The sequence below is a fragment of the Variovorax sp. J31P179 genome (assembly GCF_030316985.1).
GTDB classification, from domain to species: domain Bacteria; phylum Pseudomonadota; class Gammaproteobacteria; order Burkholderiales; family Burkholderiaceae_C; genus Variovorax; species Variovorax ginsengisoli_B.
On sequence record NZ_JASZYL010000001.1, the window covers coordinates 445474 to 465264 of the forward strand.

The 19791-nt window shown below is 68.9% G+C and carries 18 protein-coding genes; 8 read left to right on the forward strand and 10 right to left on the reverse strand.

Annotated elements, in window-relative coordinates:
* Positions 1 to 14: 14 nt before the first annotated feature.
* Both kce and QTI17_RS02175 read right to left on the reverse strand, forming a co-directional pair.
* A complete protein-coding gene (gene kce / locus QTI17_RS02170; protein WP_286530735.1) occupies positions 15 to 950 on the reverse strand; it encodes a 3,5-dioxohexanoate:acetyl-CoA acetone transferase in 936 nt (311 codons plus the stop codon).
* Between the two features lie 177 nt (positions 951 to 1127).
* On the reverse strand, positions 1128 to 2096 hold the full coding sequence (locus QTI17_RS02175) for a quinone oxidoreductase family protein (RefSeq protein WP_286530736.1): 969 nt from the start codon (positions 2094 to 2096) through the stop codon (positions 1128 to 1130).
* Between the two features lie 193 nt (positions 2097 to 2289).
* Here QTI17_RS02175 and QTI17_RS02180 point away from each other — a divergent pair, with 193 nt between their 5' ends.
* The 4 genes from QTI17_RS02180 to QTI17_RS02195 all read left to right on the forward strand — a co-directional run bounded on the left by QTI17_RS02180 (position 2290) and on the right by QTI17_RS02195 (position 6457).
* A complete protein-coding gene (locus QTI17_RS02180; RefSeq protein ID WP_286530737.1) occupies positions 2290 to 3258 on the forward strand; it encodes a Bug family tripartite tricarboxylate transporter substrate binding protein in 969 nt (322 codons plus the stop codon).
* Positions 3259 to 3475: 217 nt separating this feature from the next.
* Entirely contained in the window at positions 3476 to 4444 is a 969-nt protein-coding gene (locus QTI17_RS02185; RefSeq protein ID WP_286530738.1) for a Bug family tripartite tricarboxylate transporter substrate binding protein, read from the forward strand.
* Positions 4445 to 4475: 31 nt separating this feature from the next.
* Entirely contained in the window at positions 4476 to 5318 is an 843-nt protein-coding gene (locus tag QTI17_RS02190) for a TauD/TfdA dioxygenase family protein (RefSeq protein WP_286530739.1), read from the forward strand.
* A gap of 68 nt (positions 5319 to 5386) precedes the next feature.
* Complete coding sequence (locus QTI17_RS02195) at positions 5387 to 6457, forward strand: beta-keto acid cleavage family enzyme (RefSeq protein ID WP_286530740.1); 1071 nt, start codon at positions 5387 to 5389, stop codon at positions 6455 to 6457.
* 12 nt (positions 6458 to 6469) lie between these two features.
* Here the strand turns inward: QTI17_RS02195 and QTI17_RS02200 are convergent, their stop codons facing one another.
* Complete coding sequence (locus QTI17_RS02200) at positions 6470 to 7501, reverse strand: AraC family transcriptional regulator ligand-binding domain-containing protein (protein WP_286530741.1); 1032 nt, start codon at positions 7499 to 7501, stop codon at positions 6470 to 6472.
* On the reverse strand, positions 7498 to 8427 hold the full coding sequence (locus tag QTI17_RS02205; protein ID WP_286530742.1) for a LysR family transcriptional regulator: 930 nt from the start codon (positions 8425 to 8427) through the stop codon (positions 7498 to 7500). Before QTI17_RS02205 ends, QTI17_RS02200 begins: the two co-directional genes overlap by 4 nt.
* A gap of 114 nt (positions 8428 to 8541) precedes the next feature.
* Here QTI17_RS02205 and QTI17_RS02210 point away from each other — a divergent pair, with 114 nt between their 5' ends.
* Positions 8542 to 9312 (forward strand): SDR family NAD(P)-dependent oxidoreductase, encoded by a 771-nt coding sequence (locus QTI17_RS02210; RefSeq protein WP_286530743.1) that lies wholly within the window; start codon positions 8542 to 8544, stop codon positions 9310 to 9312.
* A gap of 10 nt (positions 9313 to 9322) precedes the next feature.
* On the opposite strand, the gene QTI17_RS02215 is transcribed toward QTI17_RS02210, so the two are convergent.
* The 4 genes from QTI17_RS02215 to QTI17_RS02230 all read right to left on the reverse strand — a co-directional run bounded on the left by QTI17_RS02215 (position 9323) and on the right by QTI17_RS02230 (position 13295).
* Entirely contained in the window at positions 9323 to 9976 is a 654-nt protein-coding gene (locus QTI17_RS02215; protein ID WP_286530744.1) for an aspartate/glutamate racemase family protein, read from the reverse strand.
* 19 nt (positions 9977 to 9995) lie between these two features.
* On the reverse strand, positions 9996 to 11447 hold the full coding sequence (locus QTI17_RS02220; protein WP_286530745.1) for an MFS transporter: 1452 nt from the start codon (positions 11445 to 11447) through the stop codon (positions 9996 to 9998).
* 233 nt (positions 11448 to 11680) lie between these two features.
* Complete coding sequence (locus tag QTI17_RS02225) at positions 11681 to 12526, reverse strand: MurR/RpiR family transcriptional regulator (protein ID WP_286530746.1); 846 nt, start codon at positions 12524 to 12526, stop codon at positions 11681 to 11683.
* Positions 12527 to 12623: 97 nt separating this feature from the next.
* Complete coding sequence (locus tag QTI17_RS02230) at positions 12624 to 13295, reverse strand: hypothetical protein (protein WP_286530747.1); 672 nt, start codon at positions 13293 to 13295, stop codon at positions 12624 to 12626.
* 79 nt (positions 13296 to 13374) lie between these two features.
* Here QTI17_RS02230 and QTI17_RS02235 point away from each other — a divergent pair, with 79 nt between their 5' ends.
* A complete protein-coding gene (locus QTI17_RS02235) occupies positions 13375 to 16548 on the forward strand; it encodes an adenylate/guanylate cyclase domain-containing protein (RefSeq protein ID WP_286530748.1) in 3174 nt (1057 codons plus the stop codon).
* A 22-nt stretch (positions 16549 to 16570) separates the two neighbouring features.
* On the forward strand, positions 16571 to 17224 hold the full coding sequence (locus QTI17_RS02240; protein ID WP_286530749.1) for a peroxiredoxin family protein: 654 nt from the start codon (positions 16571 to 16573) through the stop codon (positions 17222 to 17224).
* Positions 17225 to 17263: 39 nt separating this feature from the next.
* On the opposite strand, the gene QTI17_RS02245 is transcribed toward QTI17_RS02240, so the two are convergent.
* Both QTI17_RS02245 and QTI17_RS02250 read right to left on the reverse strand, forming a co-directional pair.
* A complete protein-coding gene (locus QTI17_RS02245; RefSeq protein WP_286530750.1) occupies positions 17264 to 17968 on the reverse strand; it encodes a Crp/Fnr family transcriptional regulator in 705 nt (234 codons plus the stop codon).
* Between the two features lie 76 nt (positions 17969 to 18044).
* Positions 18045 to 18797 carry a sulfite exporter TauE/SafE family protein gene (locus tag QTI17_RS02250; RefSeq protein ID WP_286530751.1) on the reverse strand — a complete coding sequence of 251 codons (753 nt, stop codon included), beginning with the start codon at positions 18795 to 18797 and terminating at the stop codon, positions 18045 to 18047.
* Positions 18798 to 18893: 96 nt separating this feature from the next.
* Here QTI17_RS02250 and QTI17_RS02255 point away from each other — a divergent pair, with 96 nt between their 5' ends.
* Entirely contained in the window at positions 18894 to 19787 is an 894-nt protein-coding gene (locus QTI17_RS02255) for a LysR family transcriptional regulator (RefSeq protein ID WP_286530752.1), read from the forward strand.
* Positions 19788 to 19791: the final 4 nt, after the last annotated feature.

The window sequence follows — 19791 nt, forward strand, 5'->3', positions numbered from 1 at the left end:
GCGCAGGCAGCGGATCAGAAGGCGACCGCATGCCTGCCTTTCAGCTGCAGCATCTCGCGCGTGTCGGCGGGCGTCGCGATCTCCAGGTTCAGCGATCGCAGGGTCGCGACGATGCGCTGCACCTGCTGGGCGTTGCTCGTCGCCAGCCGGCCCGGCCCATCCCAGAGCGAGTCCTCGAGTCCGACCCGGACGTTGCCGCCCATCGAGGCGGCCATGGCGGCGAGCGGGAACTGGCTGCGGCCGGCGCCGAGCACCGACCAGTAGTAGTCCTTGCCGAACAGGCGCTCCGCCGTCCTTCGCATGTGCATCACGTCGTCCGGGTGCGAGCCGATCCCGCCGAGCAGCCCGAAGACCGTCTGGATGAAAAAGGGCGGCTTCAGGATGCCGCGGTCGATGAAATGCGCCGCGGTGTAGAGATGGCTGGTGTCATAGCACTCGATCTCGAAGCGCGTGCCGTTGTCGGCGCAGGATTCGAGGATGTAGCGGATCTCGTGGAAGGTGTTGCGGAACACGCGGTCCTCCGAGCCTTCCAGGTAGGGGCGCTCCCAGTCGTGCTTGAATTCCTTGTAGCGGCCCAGCATCGGGTACAGGCCGAAATTCATCGAGCCCATGTTCAGCGACGCCACTTCCGGCTTGAGCTGCAATGCAGGCTGCAGCCGCTCTTCCACCAGCATGTTCGGCGCGCCGCCGGTGGTGAGATTGACAACCACATCCGAGTGCTCGGCGATGACCGGCAGAAAGGCGCGGAACAGCGCCGGGTCCTGCGACGGCTGGCCGGTCTCGGGATGGCGCGCATGCAGATGGACGATAGCCGCGCCGGATTCCGCGGCCGCGATCGCCTCCCGGGCGATCTCGTCGGCGGTGATCGGCAGGTACGGCGACATGGTCGGCGTGTGAATCGCGCCGGTGACCGCGCAGGTCACGATCACCTTGCTTTGGGGTGCTGCCATCTCAGATGTCTCCGTTCGGTGTCTTGATCACGTTGGAAAATGAATCAGGCGCTCGGCATCGCCTGAATTCGCGAGGGCAGTATCTGGCGCCGTGGGCGTCTTCACTTGTCTTTCGGGGACGGAAACTTGCTGCTTGGGGACACCACCGCGACGGCAGCAGTCACGGCCACCTGGCGCTCAGGGCACGAGGACGGTGGAGCCGATGGTCTTGCGTCCTTCGAGCGCGCGGTGCGCCTCGGCCGCGTCGGCCAGGGCGAAGCTCTGCTTCGGCTCGCTGACGATGCGCCCGGCGAGCACATGGTCGAACAGCTCCCGCGCCATGTCGAGCATGTGGGCGCGCGGCGCGATGTAGTCGCGCATCGCCGGCCGCGTGATCCAGATGGACTTCGACCCCAGCACCTTGACGTTGAGGATCACCGGGCCCGACGAGGTGCCGTTGCTCACCAGCGTTCCGCGCGTCTGAAGACAGGCGAGCGAAGCCTCCAGCGTGTCCTTGCCGACCGAGTCATAGACCACCGGAACGCCCTTCCCTTCGGTGATCTCGTGCACCCGTTGGGCGATGTCTTCGCGCGAGGTCACGATGGTGTGGGCGCAGCCGTTGGCCTTCGCCGCGGCAGCCTTCTCGTCCGTGCTGACGGTACCGATCATGGTGACGCCCATGGCGCGCGCCCACTGGCAGGCGATCAGGCCCACGCCACCGGCGGCGGCGTGGTAGAGGATCGTCTCGCCGCCCTGGAGCGGATGGACCTGGCGAAACAGATACTGGGCGGTCATGCCCTTCATGATGAGCGAGGAAGCGCTGCGATCCGAGATGCCGTCGGGCAGCGGGATCAGCACGTCCGCAGGCATCACGCGGGCCTGCGAATAGGCGCCCGGCGGTCCGACCAGGTAGCCCACGCGGTCGCCCACGCGGATGTCGGTCACGCCGGCCCCGACGGCCTCGACCACGCCCACCGCATCGGTGCCCAGGCCATTGGGCAGGTCCTGCGGGTAGAAGCCGGTGCGGAAGTAGATGTCGGCGAAGTTGACGGCGATGAAACTGTGGCGCACGCGAGCCTGGCCGGGTCCGGGTTCGCCGACTTCGACGTCCTCGAATTTCAGGACGTCGGCGCCCCCGGTTTCGTGAAAGCGAATGGCCTTGGTCATGCTGCGTCTCCTTGTGAATGCATGCGAGGACGCGATTCTTGCGGGACGCTCACCAGACGGGAAGCGGGTCGCCAGCTATGCCCCAAATAGACAAGTTGACGTCCCCATTAAGCAAGTACCAATCGTCGGTGCGGCAGATACTGACGGGATTGATACCCTTCCCGTGCGACACGGGGACGAATCGGAGACACAGATGAAACTGAAGCAATTGGCACGCCCTGCCCTGGTGTTGATCGGATGCTCGCTGGCACTCAGCGCCTGGGCGCTTGGCGACAAACCCTTGAAGGTCATCGTTCCGGCACCGGCGGGCGGAACGACGGACATCGCCGCCCGTGTGGTCGGACAACAGATTTCCGTCGACATCGGCCGGCCGGTGATCGTCGAGAACCGCCCCGGCGCCAGCGGGTCGATCGGCCTCCATGCCATGTTGCAGGCGGCGCCCGACGGCGACACGATCCTGGTCGGGCCGAACAACTTGCTGGTGGAATCGCCGCAGGTGATGAAGGTGCCTTACGACCCGCTGAAGGACGTCGTCAGCATCGCCAGAGTGGCCAAGACGAGCTATGCGCTCGTGACGGGTGCGAGCTACCCGGCCAAGGACTTCCAGGGTCTTCTGGCCCAGCTGAAGACGCGCAAGGGCAAGTCCAGCTTCGCCAACTATGGCAACGGCACCACCTCGCACTACTCGGGCCTGATCTTCAGCGACCAGGCCGACCTCGGGATGCAGAACGTGGGCTACCCCGGCTCGCCGCCCGCGCTGCAGGACGTGATCGGCGGCCAGGTCGACATCATGTTCGATGGCATGGCGACATCCTTGCCGCTGATCAAGGGCGGCAAGCTGCGCCTCTATGCCGTTTCCGGCAAGAGCCGATCGCGCTATTTCCCCGAGGTGCCGACCATGACCGAGCTCGGCTATCCGGAGATCCAGTTCCAGGGACAGATCCGTTTCTATGGCTCCAGCAAGCTGCCGCCCGACGTGCTGGCGAAGCTGCAGGCGATCATCAAGAAGGCGGCGGATGCGCCGGCGGTGCAACAGAAGCTGTTCGACGTGGGCCTGGAGCCCGATGTGAGCGTCGACACGCCGGCGATGCTCGCCGAGGACAAGTCGCTGTTCCAACGCAACGCGGCCATCGTCAAGAAGTTCAACATCCAGTTGAACTGAATCGCCCCGGGATTCGGGCAGACCGGCCCCGCCAGGCCACCGACAAGGTGGCTCGGCGGGGCCGGCGGCCTTCTGGCAGCACAGAACGGCAGCGCGACTGACTTTGACCCACATTGGCAAATCTCAGTCCCCGATAAGCAAGAACCAAACGCCCGTGCGCCAGATACTTTCATCACGTCGGCACCTCGGTCCGACACGAGATGAACTGGAGACAAAGATGAAACTGCAGCAATTGGCGCGCCCCGCCATGGTGTTGATCGGGTGGTCACTGGCGCTCAGCGCCTGGGCGATCGGCGACAAGCCCTTGAAGGTGATCGTTCCGGCACCGCCGGGCGGAACCATCGACGTCGCCGCTCGCGTGGTCGGCCAGCAGATTTCCGCGGACATCGGCCGGCCCGTGATCGTCGAGAACCGCGCCGGCGCGACCGGCTCGATCGGACTCAGCGCCATGCTGCACGCGGCGCCCGACGGCGACACGATCGCCATGGGCGCGATCAACCTGCTGGTGGAAGCACCGCTGGTGATGAAGGTGCCGTACGACCCGCTGAAGGACATCGTGCCGATCGTAAGGGTGGCCCAGACCAGCCGCGTGCTGGTGAGCGCCGCCACCAATCCGGCCAAGGACTTCCAGGGTCTTGTCGCACAGCTGAAGACGCGCAAGGGCCAGACCAGCTTCGCCAGTTTCGGTACCGGCACGTCGTCGCACTACGCGGGACTGATCCTGAGCGAACAGGCTGGACTGGGCATGCAGCACGTGGGCTACCCCGGGGCGCCGCCCGCGCTGCAGGACTTGCTGGGCGGCCAGGTCGACATCATGTTCGACAGCCTCCTGACTTCGCTGCCCCTGATCAAGGGCGGCAAGCTGCGCCCCTATGCCATTGCCGGGAAAAGCCGGTCCAGGTATTTCCCCGACGTGCCGACCATGACCGAGCTCGGCTATCCGGAGATCCAGTTCCCGGGAGAGGTCAGCTTCTACGGGTCCAGCAAGCTGCCCGCCGACGTGCTGGCGAAGCTTCAGGCGGCCATCAAGAAGGCGGCGGAAGCCCCTGCCGTGCAGCAGAAGCTGATCGACCTGGGCCTGGAGCCCGACGTGAACGTCGACACGCCCGCGATGCTGGCTGAGAGCAAGGCGCTGTTCCAGCGCAACGCCGCGATCGTCAAGAGATTCAACATCCAGCCGAACTGAACGGCAACACGCAACCCTACGGAGACGAGACATGAAGATCAGCCGAATCACGCCCGCCATCGGCGCCAGAGTCACGGATGTCCACCTCGGCGAAGCATCGCGCAACCCCGAACTCTTTGCCGAGATCAAGTCCGCACTGCTGAAGCACAAGGTGCTTTTCTTCCGCGGCCAGGAGATCACTCGCGCCGACCACGAAGCCTTTGCGCGCTGCTTCGGCGAGCTGGAAGATCACCCCGTGCTCAACAGCGATCCCGAGCACCCGGGCCTGGCGCTCATCTATCGCAGCGAAAGCAGGCACAGCTACGAGAACGCGTATCACTCGGACGGCCTGTGGCGCCCGAACCCTTCGATGGGCGCCGTGCTGCGCTGCATCGAATGCCCCGAGATCGGTGGCGACACCATCTGGGTCAACATGGTCCAGGCGTACGAAGAGCTGCCCGAGGACATCCAGCAGAAGATCCTGAAACTGCGCGCGCGGTCCAGCATCGAGCAATCGTTCGGCGCGGTGATGACCGACGAAGCCCGCAGGAAGCTGAACCAGGACAACCCACCGGCAGAGCATCCGGTGGTGCGCACGCATCCGGAAACCGGCGAGAAGATCTTGTACGTCGGCAGCTTCACCACGCACTTCGTCAACCACAACACGCCGGAGAACATTCGCCACGGCATCGACAAGACGCCCGGCGCATCGCTGCTGCTGAACTACCTGCTCAGCCGCGCCACCATTCCGGAGTACCAGGTGCGCTGGTCCTGGCAGCCTGGGGACATCGCTGTCTGGGACAACCGCAGCACCCAGCACTACGCCGTGAACGACTACTGGCCGGCACCGCGAAAGATGGAGCGCGCCGGCATCGTGGGCGACGTTCCGTACTGAGCTTCCAAAGCCTTTCCATCACGTTCGACATTCCCGATTTCTGCATATCAACCCGGAGACCACTCACCATGAACTTCCTCGACGGCCACCTGTATCCCGAAAACCAGCAGCCCCTGATCATCACGGCCGCGCCCTATGCGCCGGGCTGGATTCCCTCGGACTTCCCGGAAGACATTCCGGTCACCATGGCAGACCAGATCCAGAAGGCGGTGGATTGCTACGAAGCCGGCGCCACCGTGCTGCACCTGCATGTGCGCGAAGAAGACGGCAAGGGCAGCAAGCGCCTGTCCAAGTTCAACGAGCTGATCGCCGGAGTGCGCGCCCGCGTGCCCGAGATGATCATCCAGGTCGGCGGCTCCATCAGCTTCGCGCCTGAAGAAGGCCAGGGCGCCAAGTGGCTCAGCGACGACACGCGGCACATGCTGGCCGAACTCCAGCCGAGGCCCGACCAGGTCACGGTGACCGTCAACACCTCGCAGATGAACGTGACGGAGCATGCCGGCCTGGACGACTTCAAGGGCGTGTCCCGGGGCTTCCCGCATCTCTATGCCACCTACAAGGACATGGTCGTGCCCTCGAATCCCAGCTGGGCCGAGGAGCACATCCGGCGTCTGACGGCCGCCGGGATCCAGAGCGAATTCCAGGTCTACAACATCAACAGCTTCGAGACCATCGAGCGGATGATCCGCCGCGGCGTCTACAAGGGGCCGCTGGTGATGAACTGGGTCGCCATCAGCGGCGGCATGGACCAGGCCAACATCTACAACCTGGCCAACATGCTGCGTGCGGTGCCCGACGGCGCGGTGGTCACGGTGGAAAGCTCGGTGCTCAACGTGCTGCCCATCAACATGATCGGCATCGCCCTGGGCCTGCATGTGCGCTGCGGCATCGAGGACGTGCTCTGGAACCAGACCCGCACCGGCAAGGCCAGCACGGTCGACCAGATCAAACAGCTGGTGCGCATCTCGGGCGAATTCGGCCGTCCCATCGCAACCGCGCAACAGGCGCGCGAGATCATGCAGATCGGGGTCTTCTACGACACGGCCGAAGAGACCCTTCAGCGCAACGGCTTCGCACCCAATCGCAACGGGGGCAACCAGGGCTTCCTGCGCAAGCCGGACGCCGATCTCGGCCGCTGAGCCCGGACCGGCCTAGGCTTCCTGGGTCGCCGCGGCTTCGGCCGACTGCTTGCTCCATTGCGAGGCGCTGCAGCCGAACAGGCTGTGGAACCAATGGCTGAAGCTGCTGGGGCTGGAGAAGCCCAGCAGCTCGGCCACCTCGCTGAGCGGCAGGTCACCCTCGCGCAAATGGCTCTTGACCAGGTCCGAGCGCACCTGGTCGAGCAGGCCGCTGAAGGTGAGGCCCTCGGCGTCGAGCCGGCGGTGCAGCGTGCGACGATCGACGCGCAGGTGCCGAGCAACCTCCCGCGCGGTGCAGGCGCCGCCCGGCAGCAGTGCCAGGATCAGCTGGCGGCAGGTCTCCTGGACGCTTTCACTGCGATCCTTGAGCTCCGCCTCCAGGAACTTGCGCGCGAAGCCCGCGGCCACCTGGTCTCCGAGCTCGCGCGGCTTGGACAAGTCGATCGCCATGCAGACCAGCCCGTTGAATTCCTGGTTGAACTTGACGCTGCGTCCAAAGAATGCCCGATGGGCGGCGACGTCAGTCGGCGGGCGATGCGTGAAGCAGACTTCGAGCGGTCGCCAATGCGGTCCGATCAATTCGCTCAGCATGCGGAACAAGCTGCCCACGGCGAGTTCCACCGACTGCCGCATCGGCAAGCCGGGGCTCGGCAGCAGGTCTTCCCGGATGATGACCACGCTGTCGGCGTCTTCGACCCGAATCATCAGCGAGGGGTTCACCAGCTTCAGGTAGCGGCACAGCGTGTCGAGGGCATCCCTGGGCGTGGGCTCTTCCCTCAGCACGAGGCTGATGGGTCCGAGGGCGGAGAGCTTGCGCTGGGCCGCGAGACGCAGCGCCAGGTCTTCCGTCTTGGTGGCACGCGCGGTGATCTCCAGCAGCTCGCGCGCGGCGTCCCTCGGGATCAGTGTCTCGGGGTCATCCAGGAATCTCGCCTGCAGCCCCACGGTCCGCAGGAATGCATAAGGATCCCGGCCCAGCGATTTCACCAGTTCGACGTAGCCGTTCAGGCTCGCGCTGCGCATCAGTCGAGCGATGTGTCTCATGGGTGGCTAGTTTGCCCCAATGTCGCATCGACGAGGTACGGCTCGACCACCTGCGTGAGCCAGTTCAGCACCGCCTTCACGCGCGGCGCCAGCTGGCGCCGGTGCGGGTAGAGCAGGGAGACCGGCATCGGCGCCGCCGTGAGGTGAGGCATCACGTCCACCAGCAGGCCGGCATCGACCAGCCGCTGCGTGCCATGCGCCGGCGCCTGGATCAGCCCCAGGCCTGCCAGGCACGCAGCCTGGTAGGCATCGGTGCCGTTGACCACGATCGCGCTGCGCATCGGATGCACGCGGATCGCGCCGCCCTCCTCCTGGTACTCCCAGCCCGCGCCCTGCACGCCGAGCTTGGGCGCGTAGTGCACGATGCGGTGCCGGGCCAGGTCGGCCAGCGTCTTCGGCGTGCCGTTGGCACGCAGGTAGGCCGGACTCGCCACGTTGCGCATCTTCATCATCCCCAGCGGCCGCGCCACCAGTTCCGCGTCGACCAGCGGCCCGACGCGCAGCACGCAGTCGAAGCCTTCCTGCACCAGGTCGACGCGGCGGTCGGTGGTGCTGATGCCCAGCTCCAGCAGCGGATGCGCCGCCAGGAATTCCGGCAGCCGCGGAATGACCAGGTCGCGCGCCAGCGAGTTGGGCAGGTCGATGCGCAGCCGGCCCCGCAAGCCGCTGGCCGCCGGCTGGAACATGGCCTGCAGCTGGTCGGCGTCGGCGATCAGCTCCTGGCCGCGTTCGAGGAACTGCTCGCCATCGGGCGTCAGCCGTACGCGCCGCGTGGTCCGCTGCAGCAGCCGCGCGCCGACCTGGGCCTCGAGCCGCTGCACCACCTGTGAGACGCGGCCCTTCGCCATCCCGAGCTGGTCGGCGGCCTGGGTGAAGCTGCCGAGTTCGGCGACCCGGGCGAAGATGCGGAGCTGGTCGAGATCCATTTTTTGATTGTCCTTTGTGGAAGAACAGTTTGGACGATTTTCGACCATTTATCGTTTTCCGGTGAACTCCTAAAGTCAGGCCATCCCAACCCTTCCAGACTCAGGAATTCACCCATGAACGCCACCACCACCCCCCGCATCGCCCTCGTCACCGGCGCCAGCCGCGGCCTCGGCCGCAGCGCCGCCCTGAAGCTGGCCGAGCAAGGCAGCGACCTGATCCTCACCTACAAGGGCAGCGAGGCCGAGGCCCACGCCGTGGTGCGGCAGGTCGAGGCGCTCGGCCGCCGCGCGGTCGCGCTGCAGCTCGACGTGGCCGACAGCGGCAGCTTCGTCGGCTTCGCCGAACGCGTGAAGGCCGCGCTGGCCGGCACCTGGCAGCGCGAGCACTTCGACCACCTGGTCAACAACGCCGGCATCGGCGTGGCGGCGCCCTTCGCGGAGACGACCGAGGCGCAGTTCGACCTGCTTGCCAACATCCACCTCAAGGGCACCTTCTTCCTGACCCAGAAGCTGCTGCCGCTGATCGCGGACGGCGGGCGCATCGTCAACACCTCGACCGGCCTGGCCCGGTTCACCTTCCCGGGCTACGCCGCCTATGCGGCCATGAAGGGCGGCATCGAGGTGCTGACCCGCTACATGGCGAAGGAACTGGCCCCGCGCGGCATCACGGTCAACACCATCGCGCCGGGCGCCATCGAGACCGATTTCCGAGACGGCGCGGTGCGCGACGACCCGCAGGCGAATGCGCAGATCGCCGGCATCACGGCGCTGAGCCGGGTCGGCCAGCCCGACGACATCGGGGGCGCGGTCGCGGCGCTGCTGTCCGACGGCAACCGCTGGCTCACCGGCCAGCGCATCGAGGTCTCGGGCGGGATGATGCTCTGAGAGGCCGGCGTCAGTGGGGCGCCAGGCGTGACATCAGCAGCCGCATGGCGGCCGGAATGGGCGCGATCACCGGCACGGCGAAGCGCCCCTGGAGCCCGATCGCCGCCTGCCCCAGCGGCCCGCCGCCGATGATCACGGCCTCGGCGCCGTCGTCGTCGATGGAGCGCTGCACGGCCCGCGCCAGGGCCTCTTCCAGCGCCTGCGGATCGGCCGCGAGCTGGCGCGGGTCGCCGTCGGTCAACCGGATGCCGGCGTAGACGGCGAGCAGGCCGAGGGCGCGGGCACGGCCTTCGATCGGGCCGACCAGGTCAGGTGTCACGGTCGCGATGCCGAAGCGCCGGCCGCCGGCACTGGCCTCGCGCATCGAGGCCTCGGCGATTCCGACCACCGGCACCCGGCAGGCGGCGCGCACGCGCTCGATGCCCGGGTCGCCGAAGGCGCTGATGATCACGCCGGCCCAATGGGTTCCGCCGTCGCGCCAGGTGCGCTCGACCTCCAGTGCGGCCTGCTCGAGCTCGCCGGGGTTGACGATCATCGGCGGGCCATCCTGCGCGGTCCGGCCTTCCACCCGGTAGCCCGCGGGCGCATCGCCCGCGGCGATCGCCACCATCATGGCCGTGGTGGCGGAGGACGAATTCGGGTTGATGAGCAGGATGTCTTGCATGGTGTCTGCGGGTTGGATGTCAGTTCGCCTGCGGCGCCGCGACGACCGGTTTGGCGGGCGCGGCGTCGTCCGGCAGCGGCAGCGCATCGGGCGACTTGCCGTAGGTCTCGGGCACGCTCTGCACGCTGATCACGAAGACCGCATACATCGCGGCCGCCAGGCCGAACACGCCGACCAGGCCGAAGGCATCGAAGAGCCGGCCGGCCACCAGCGGCATGAAGGCACCGGCGGCCGTGCCGGTCGCGAGGATGAAGGCGGTGCCGAAGGCGCGCACCCGGGTCGGATAGAGCTCGGGCGCGAAGATCCAGATGGTCGTGTTCAGCAGCAGCACGAAGAACTGGAACACCGCGCCCGCGATCAGGATCACCACGATGCTCTTGGCGACGAAGCCGATGGTCAGGGCCGCCATGCAGGCGCAGACGGCGCCGGCGGTCAGCACCCGCTTGCGCGGGAAGTGGAAGCCGAGCAGCGACGCGGCAATGGCGCCCAGCAGGCTGCCGCCCTGCATCACCATCGTGAAGAGCAGGCTCTTCGACATGCTGTAGCCCAGCGCGACGAGGATGGTCGGCATCAAGGTCAGTACCGAGATCTGGGCGCCGTAGGTCATCCAGATCGTGATGCACAGCGGAATGGTGCGGCGCGCCAGCGCGCCGCGGAAGATCTCGGTGACGCGCACCTTGACCTTGGCCTTCGGCGCCGCGGCGCCGTCGTCGCTGATGTACTGCTGCTGCGGCACGTTGCGCGCCGTGAGCCGGCCCGAGGCCAGCCGCGACAGCACCGCATTGGTCTCCTTCACGCGGCCCTGGGCCAGCAGGAAGCGCGGCGTCTCGGGAATGTAGCGGCGATAGAAGGCGCCCAGCAGCGCGGGCACCATCAGGCAGGCGAACAGCCAGCGCCAGGCGTTGTCGCCCGGGAACAGCCAGAACACCAGCAGGCCGAAGCCGGGCGCGAGGAAGTTGCCCAGCCCGCCCGCGCCGACGTTGACCAGGCCGACCGCGGTGCCGCGGAACTTGGTCGAGCAGAACTCGGACAGCATCGTGACCGCGATCGCGATCTCGCCGCCGAGGCCGAAGCCGACGATCGCGCGGCCGATCGCCATCACGGTGAGGTTCGGCGCCATTGCGCAGACGCCGGCGCCGAGCGTGAACAGCAGCAGGTCGATGGTCAGCATCACGCGGCGGCCGAAGCGGTCGGCGATGTAGCCCGAGACGATGCGGCCCACCGCCGCGCAGGCGAAGGTGACGGTGTTGAGCAGCCCGATGTCGGACGCCGTGAGCCCCCACTGCTCCTTGAGCATCGGGCCCACGATGCCGACCGCGTTCTGCTCGAAGCTGTCGAAGAGGCAGCCGATGAGGATCAGGAAGATGATCGTGTGATGCGAGCGCGTGACGCCGATCGTGTCGAGCGCCCGGTCGAGCTCGGCGACTCGGGGTGAGTCGGTCCCGGAAGAGAGTACAGGTCCACCAGCCATTGGAAGGCTCCTTGTCGAAGGATTTGCGTGCTCGGCGCTGCTCGGAATCGCGTGTCGGATGCTAGATCGCGGCGCCTCGGATTGCCATATGGATTTCACCTATATGGTGCGCATGAAATTAGAATTTCATCCGCAACAAAGCACATGCAATCACCGTGCCAATCTCATCGGCCATATGAAATCCCGCTTGCAGGGTCGACCGGCGCACCAACGCAGTGCGCCTGTGGGCGGTTTCAGAGCTCGCCGGTCTCCGCGTGGCCCTGTTCGATGGCGGCCAGCCGCTTGCGGCCGGCGGGGCCCGAGGCTTCGATCACCATGGTCGCGATCAGGTCGCACACCGCCATCACCGCGGCATGGTTGTCCAGCAGCCCCGGGCCGCGGCAGTCGCACTGCAGCGACCAGGTGGCGCCAGCGAAGTCCGGCGAGGCCTGGTCGCTGATGAAGAGGACCTTGGCCCTGGCCCGGCTCGCACCTTCGAGCAGGAGCTCCATCTGGCGGGTCTGGCGGCGGGTGCCGAAGACGATCACGCAATCGCGCTCGCCGATGCCGGCCAGGTGCTCGGCCAGGGTTTCGCCGGCGCCGGGAATCGCGGTCACGCGGGGCACCACCTGGATGATCTGCCAGCGCAGGTACTGGGCGAAGGCGTGGCTGCTGCGGCTGCCGAAGATCAGCACCTGGCCGGCGGCGATGATGGCCTTGACGATCTCCGCCATCTGCCGGTCGCTCAAGCGCTCGAAGGTGCTGGCGAGATTGGCCTGCGAGCGCTGGAAATGCGTCGCCACCAGGTGGCCGCGCCGGGAGGCCTCGGTGGCCGACTGGAACAGCGGCGAGCCGCTCTCCTTCTCCTCCCGGACCTGGCGCCGGGCCTCCTCGTAGTTGTCGTAGCCGATGCGCCGGATGAAACGGCTCACGGTCGACGGCGAGACCCCTGCGAGTTCGGCCAGTTCGTTGCCCGCGTAGCTGGCGAGCTCGCCGGGAAACTCCAGCACGAAATCGGCGAGCTGCCGCTCGGTCGCGGAGAGGACGTCCAGGTGGCTGCGCACCCGGCGGACGAACGAATCGGTGCTGCTGCTGCGCATCGCATGGAAGGACGAGGGCCCGAAAAGCGCTGAACCCAGCCTTTCAAGCCTCGCCCGGGAGTGAAATCGGAATTCTAGGGGCGCCCGGCGGCACCGCTCATGGCGACGCCGGTCCGAGCAGCAGGAAGGCGAATCCGAAAGCCAGCAGGAAGGCGATCGTCATCAGCTTGAGCGCGATCGCGAAGGCATGCAGGCGCCCGATCCCCAGGCGGGTGCGAAACCATTCCGTCTCGACGCCGAGATACCAGAGGACCGCGCCGACGGTCAACCCGGTCGCCACCAGCGAGAACCCCAGCCGCGCGAAGACCGAGGCCACCGACAGCGTCACCACGAACGGCGAGGCGAAGAAGCACTGCAGGAAGAACGGACGGCGCAACGTCTTGCGGTCGATGTCGCGCCGCAGCCGATGCAGCAGGCCGGTCGCCATCAGCAGCGGGAACAGGCTGAAGGTGATGGCACGGAAGATCAGCAGGTTGGTGTCGGAAGTCAGCACCTCCTTCGCCACGCTGGAGGTGAAGGGCGCGAGGTTGGCATGCAGGCCGACCTCGAGCGCATGGGCCAGCAGGATCGACAGCATCAGGAACAGCGGCGGACTGACCAGGTCGATGAACTGGTCCTCCTCGCGCTCGCTCATCTCGGCTTCTGCCTGCGCCGCCAGCGCCAGCGGATGGCGCAGCACCCGCCACAGCGTGCGCGGATAGAACAGCATCCAGGTCATCACCTCGTAGAGGAGTTCTTCGAGCGAGCGGATGAATTTGAGGAATTCCATGGCCGGTGGCCGGATCATCGCGGATTTCTTCGGTGGCGCGCAGGCCCGAACTGGCGCAGCATCCGGCTCGGGACGACCCATGACCACGACCTGTGCCGGCTGCGGCGCCGAAGTGCTGCCCTCGTCATCGTTCTGCCAGCGCTGCGGGCGCCGGCTGGACAACCCGCGCCCGCCCGACCCCGAGCCCAGCGCCGACCGGCGCCAGGTCACGGTGCTGTTCGCCGACCTCACCGGCTTCACGGCGCTGGCCGAGGAGCTCGATCCCGAGACGGTGCGCTCGTTCCAGAACGCCCTGTTCGAGACCATGGCCCAGGCCATCGCCCAAGGCGACGGCTTCGTCGAGAAGTTCGTCGGCGACGCGGTGATGGCGGTGTTCGGTGCGCCGCGCGCACACGAGGACGACCCCCTGCGCGCCCTGGAAGCGGCGCAGGACATGATGCAGCGCGTCGAGCGGCTGAGCCGGCAATGGGGCCCGCGCCTGGGCCGCGGGGTCACGCTGCACATCGGCGTCCACACCGGGCCGGTGGTCGCCGGCAGCCTGGGCAGCGGTGCCGGCGGCGCCTATGCGGTCACCGGCGACACGGTCAACACCGCATCGCGCCTGCTCTCGGCCGCGCAGCCGGGCACCGTGCTGGTGTCGGACGCCACCTGGTCGCTGGTGCGGCACCGCTTCGACTTCGAACCCGCCACCGAGCTGGCGCTGCGCGGCAAGGCGCAGCCGATGCGGGTCCATGTGCTGCGCGGCGCCCGCACCGATGCGGTCTCCGCGCGCGGCCTCGCCGAACTCGGGCTGGCGGCGCCGCTGGTCGGTCGCGACGACGCCATCGAGCGCCTGCTGGCCGCCTTCGACCGCATGCAGGGCGGCGAGGCGCAGCTGGTCAGCGTCGTCGGCGAGGCCGGCGCCGGCAAGTCGCGCCTGCTGGCCGAGCTGTTCGCGCGGCTCGAGGCCCAGGGCCGCCTGGCCTCGACCGGCGTGCGCCGCACCACCTGCTCGTCGCACGGCGAGCCGACCTATGGCACCTTCGGGGCCCTGTTCCGCGAGGTCTACCAGGTCCGCGCCGACGACTCGCTGGAGGTGGCGCGGCGCAAGCTGCACGACGGCCTGCAGGCCCTGGGCGCCGATGCCGCCGAGGTCGAAGCGGTCGCCCGGGTGGTGGGCCACCTGCTCGGCATCGAGGAAGCCCGGCCGCAGGACATCGAGCCTGAGCAGCTGCAGCGCCAGATCACGCTGGCGGCCCGGGCGATGCTCGAACGCCGGCTGGCGCGCCAGCCGGTGGTCATCGTGATCGACGACATGCAGTGGGCCGACGCCGCCTCGGCCGACCTGCTGCGCGAAGTGATCGACCAGCTTGCCGACCGGCCGCTGATGCTGCTGGCCGCGCAGCGCCCCGATGCCCGCGCGCTGCGGCCGCTGCGGGCGGCGCATTCCACCATCGCGCTGGAACCGCTCGACGCCCGGCAGGCCGGCGCGCTGGTGGGCCACCTGCTGGGGGGCGCCGACGGCGACGCCCTGGCGCCGGTGCGCGAACTGGTCGCCGCGCGGGCCGGCGGCAATCCGCTGTTCGTCGAGGAGATCGTCCGCAGCCTGGCCGGATCCGGCCTGCTGGTGCGCCAGGGCGAGCGCTGGCATTGCAAGCCCACGCACGAGGCGGCGGCCGTGCCGTCGACGCTGTACGGCCTGCTGCTGTCGCGCATCGATCGGCTGGAGGCAGAAGATCGCCGCCTGCTGCAGGAGGCGGCCGTGCTCGGCGCCGAGTTCGACGCCTCGCTGCTGCAGCGCGTCGCCAGCGACCCGCCCTCGACCGGCGCCGCGCTGGGCCGCCTGGCGGCCGCCGACCTGGTGCGCCCGGTGCGCGCCGAGCCGGCGGGCGGACCCCGCTGGCGCTTCACGCACGCGCTGCTGCACGAGGTCGCCTACCAGAACCTGCTGCTGGCCCGGCGCACCGACCTGCATCAGCGGGCCGGCCAGGCCCTCGAGGACATGTCGGCCCCGGGCCGGCAGGCGGCGGTCGATGGCGAGGGCGCGAACCCGCGCCGCCTGGCCGAACTGGAGGCGCTCGGGCACCACTGGAGCCTGTCGACCGACAAGGCGCGCGGCGCCCGCTACCTGCTGGCCGCGGGCGACCGGGCCCGCGCCGTCTACGCCAACGACGACGCCATCCGCCACTACGAGCGCGCGCTGCGCACGCTGGCCGAAGCCCCGGCGGACACGCCGGCGGCCGCCGCCGAGGTCGAGCCCATGGCGCTCGACGCCCGCGAGCGGCTGGCCGACCTGTTCGGCCTGCAGGGGCGTCGCGCCGAAGCGCTGGCCCAGTACGAGCAGGTCCGGCAGGCGGCCGAACAGCGGCACGAACCGGTGCGCCTGGCGCGCGCCCTGCGCAAGACCGGCGGACTGCACTGGGAGGCCGGCGACCGCGAGCGCGCCGGCGCCTGCTTCGACGCCGGGCTGGCGGGCCTTGGCGAACAGGGCGACCCGATCGAGCGCGCCCACCTGTTCCAGGAGATGGGCCGGCTCGCCTTCCGCGCCGGCGACAGCGCCGCCGCGCTGGCACTGGCCGAACGCGCACTGGGCGAGCTGCCCGCCGACGCCCAGGGACGTGCGCGCGAGGCCACCGTGGTGCGGGCCGAGGCCTGCAACACGCTCGGCGTCGCGCTGGCGCGCCTGGGCCGCCCGTCCGAGGCGGTGGCGCAGATCGAGAGCAGCGTCGCCCAGGCCGAGGCGCACCAGCTGCTGCAGGCGGCCTGCCGGGGCTACACGAACCTGGGCGTTCTGTATGCGACGCTCGATCCGCAACGCAGCATCGAGACCTGCCTGCGCGGGCTCGAGACCGCGCGCAAGGTCGGCGACCTGGGCTTCCAGTCGCGGCTGTACGCGAACCTCGCGGTCGCCTACTGCGCCCTGACCAACCGCTGCGAGGACGAAGGCATCGAGGCCGCGCGCGCCGCCGCCAGCCTGGACCGCCGGCTCGGGCTGCTCGATCACCTGGCCGTGCCGCTGATCGTCCTGGGCCAGATCTACCAGTGCCACGGCGACCACGCGCGGGCCTTCGATTCCTACAACGAGGCGTTGCAACTGGCCGAGCAGATCGACGAACCCCAGCTGCTCTTTCCCTGCTACGATGGTTTGGCGACGTTGTATCTCGACGCCGGGCGCATCGCGCAGGCCGAGGCCTACCTGGCCAAGGCACAGACCGTCTGCGAGCGCGCCGGCCTCGAGCCCGACGCCCTGATGGTGCTTCCGTTCCTCTGCTGAACCTGCCGGAAGGAGTCTCTCCATGACCTCCTCGATGAATCCCCCCGTGGCACCCGGCGAAGCCGCCCCCGACTTCGCGCTGCCGGCGGTGGCCGGCCCCGAGACGGTGTCGCTGGCCGACTACCGAGGGCGCGCCCCGCTGTTCCTGGCGCTGATGGTCGGCCTGTGGTGCCCGTTCTGCCGCCGCCAGCTGGTCCAGATCGGCAAATTCGAGGTCAAGCTGAAGGCGCTCGGGGTCGAAAGCCTGGTGGTGGTGGCGACCGATCCCGAAAACGCCCGGCTCTACTTCAAGTTCCGGCCGACGCAGCTGCGGCTGGCTTCCGACCCCGCCCTGTCGACCCACCGCGCCTACCGCGTGCCCAAGCCCGAACCGACGCCCGAGCTGATGCAGGCCCTGCAGGAAACCCGCGTCAATCCCACCGGCGAGCTGCCCGAGCCGCTGCCGATCCCGCAGGCCGCCAAGGCCATCGAGGCGCTCGACAGCTACGTCTGCACGCCCACCGACCTCGGCGACGTCGAACGGCAGTGGCCGCAGCTGAAGGCGATGTTCATGATCGACCGCGAGGGCATCGTGCGCTGGCACGACATCGAGTGCGCCCGCGAAGGGCTGGCCGGCATCGGCAAGCTGCCGTCCGAGGCCATGATCCTGGACGCGGCCCGCGCCTGCGTGGCTTGAGCGGGCCCCCACGCTCCGCACTTCGTGTGGCCTGGGCGCCTAGCTTCCCAAAGGCGCCGGCCGGCTGGAAGCCATGAGCGATTCGAGCCGATGGCGGTCGGCGATCAGGCGCGAGGTCACCAGGTTGACGACCTGGAAGCCGAAGGCCGGATTCTGGAAATAGAGCTGCTTGAAGGTGGTCTCGTCGATGCGCAGCACGGTGCAGTCGGTCGCGCAGCGCGCGGTCAGCGTGCGGCGCTTGTCGGGGGCGAAGAAGGCGATCTCGCCGAACAGGCGCCCGGCCTCCATCATCTCGCCGATCTCGACGAACTCGATCTGGCCCGACGCCAGGAAATACAGATGCCTGGCCGCATCGCCCTTGCGGAACAGGACGCGGCCTGCCTTCATCCGGGCGCTGCGCATGTAGGGCCGCAGCCAGACCCCCGACAGGTCGTTCTCGGCCGCCGCCGCGGTCACGCGCCGCGTCAGGCGGACCATCTCGGCGGTCCGCCAGATGTTGATCGGCAGCAGCGCCCCGTGCAGGAGCATCATGATCAGCGAGGGATGGAGCGCACCGTAGAGCAGAAAGCCCAGGTTGCCCCCGACCGCCAGGCAGCGCAGCGGAATCATGGTCTTCACGAACGAGCTGACCACCACCAGCGCCCCGGCCACCGCCGCCGAACAGGCGGCCACGATGCCCGCCGGGGTGGCGAGCGACGATGTCAGGGTCGCGACCGCGGTGTCCCACAACAGTGCCATTGACATGCGTACTCCTGTTTGCCCCACACGCGGGCGGCGGCCCATCGCCGCGCGCTAGATTGTGCGTCGGCGCGCCGGATTCTCAACGCAGCAATTCACGTCCCGCCATGTAGAGCCCCAGCAGCGCCAGGCCGATGAAGAAGCAGCGCCTGAACACCGTCATCGAAATCCGCTGGCGCAGCCGCTGGCCCAGCGCCATGCCGGCCAGCGCCGGCACCAGCATCGCCAGCGAGGCGCCGGCCCCGGGCAACGAGTAGCCGCCCTGCCCGGCCAGCGCCAGGCCGAGCGCCAGGGTCGAACTGGTGAACGAGAGCCCCATCGCCTGGATCAGTTCGTCGCGCGGCAGCCGCAGCGCCTGCAGGTAGACCACCGCCGGCAGCACGAAGACGCCGGTCAGCGCCGTGATGGCGCCGGTGAGCGCGCCGACGACCGGGCCGAGCCACGCCTCGTGCCGCGCAGGCAGCACGAGCGAGCGCCCCAGCAGGCCCCAGGCCGCATAGCCGGCCAGCGCCAGCCCCAGCGCGAGCATCGCCCCCGAACCGGCCGGGGCGCCGAAGCACCAGGCGCCCAGCAGCGTGCCGGCGACGATGCCGAGCTGCATGCCGGCCAGGCGGCGCAGCATGGCCATGACGCCGGACCAGGGCTGGAGCTGCCACAGGTTGGTCACGAGCGAGGGCGCGATCAGCAGCGCGGCGGCGGCAGCCGGCGGCATCCAGATGGCCAGCAGCGCCATCGACAAGGTCGGCAGCCCCAGGCCGATGACGCCCTTGACGAGGCCCGCCAGCACGAAGACGGCCGACACCAGGGGCCACAGGGAAAGATCGGAATCCAGCATCGGGCCAGTGTCGCGGTCCGGGCGCGGCCTGCAAATGCGGAACTTTCAGAGCCGGCCTCAGGCCCGGCCTGAGGCTCGGCGTGCTACCTTGCCGGCATGCGATTCGACCTCACCGACCTGCGGCTGTTCGAGCACATCGTCGAGACCGGCAGCATCACCGGCGGCGCGGCCCGCACGCACATGACGCTGGCCTCCGCCAGCCAGCGCGTGCTCGGCATGGAGGCCGACCTCGGCACGCCGCTGTTGCTGCGCTCCCGCCTGGGCGCGCAGCCGACCGAGGCGGGGCGCACCCTGGCCCACCACGCCCGGCTGGTGCTGCAGCAGATGGAGCGCCTGCGCGGCGAGCTCGGCGAGTACGGCGGCGGCCTGCGCGGGCACGTGCGGCTGTCGTGCAACAGCTCGGCGATGACCGAGCACCTGCCCGAGGCGCTCGGCGCCTTCCTCGCGCAGCATCCGCAGATCTCGGTCGACCTCGAGGAACAGGGCAGCAGCGACATCGTCGATGCGCTGCGCGCCGGGCTGTGCGACATCGGCATCGTCTCCGACGTGGTCGACGTCGAAGGCCTGCAGCACTTCGTGTTCCGGCGCGACGACCTGGTGCTGGTGGTGCCGCGCGGTCATGCGCTGGCGCGGCGCCGGCGCGTCGTCCTGGCCGAGGTGGTCGACTGCCGCTTCGTCGGCCTGGCCGAAGGCAGCCCGCTGCAGCACCACGTCGCCCTGCACGCCCGCCGGCTCGGCAAGCGGCTGGCCTACCGGGTGCGGGTGCGCAGCTTCGAGGCCGTCTGCCGCATGGTCGAGCAGGGCATCGGTGTGGGCATCGTGCCGAAGGCCGCGGCCGACCGTTCGCCTTCGCTGCCGCGCATCCGGGCCATCCCGATCGCGGAGGCCTGGGCCGCCCGCCACCTGCTGGCCTGCGTGCGCGATGCCGACGCGCTGCCGCTTCCGGCGCGCCGCATGCTGCAGCACCTGCTGGCGCCGGCGCCACAATAGCCGC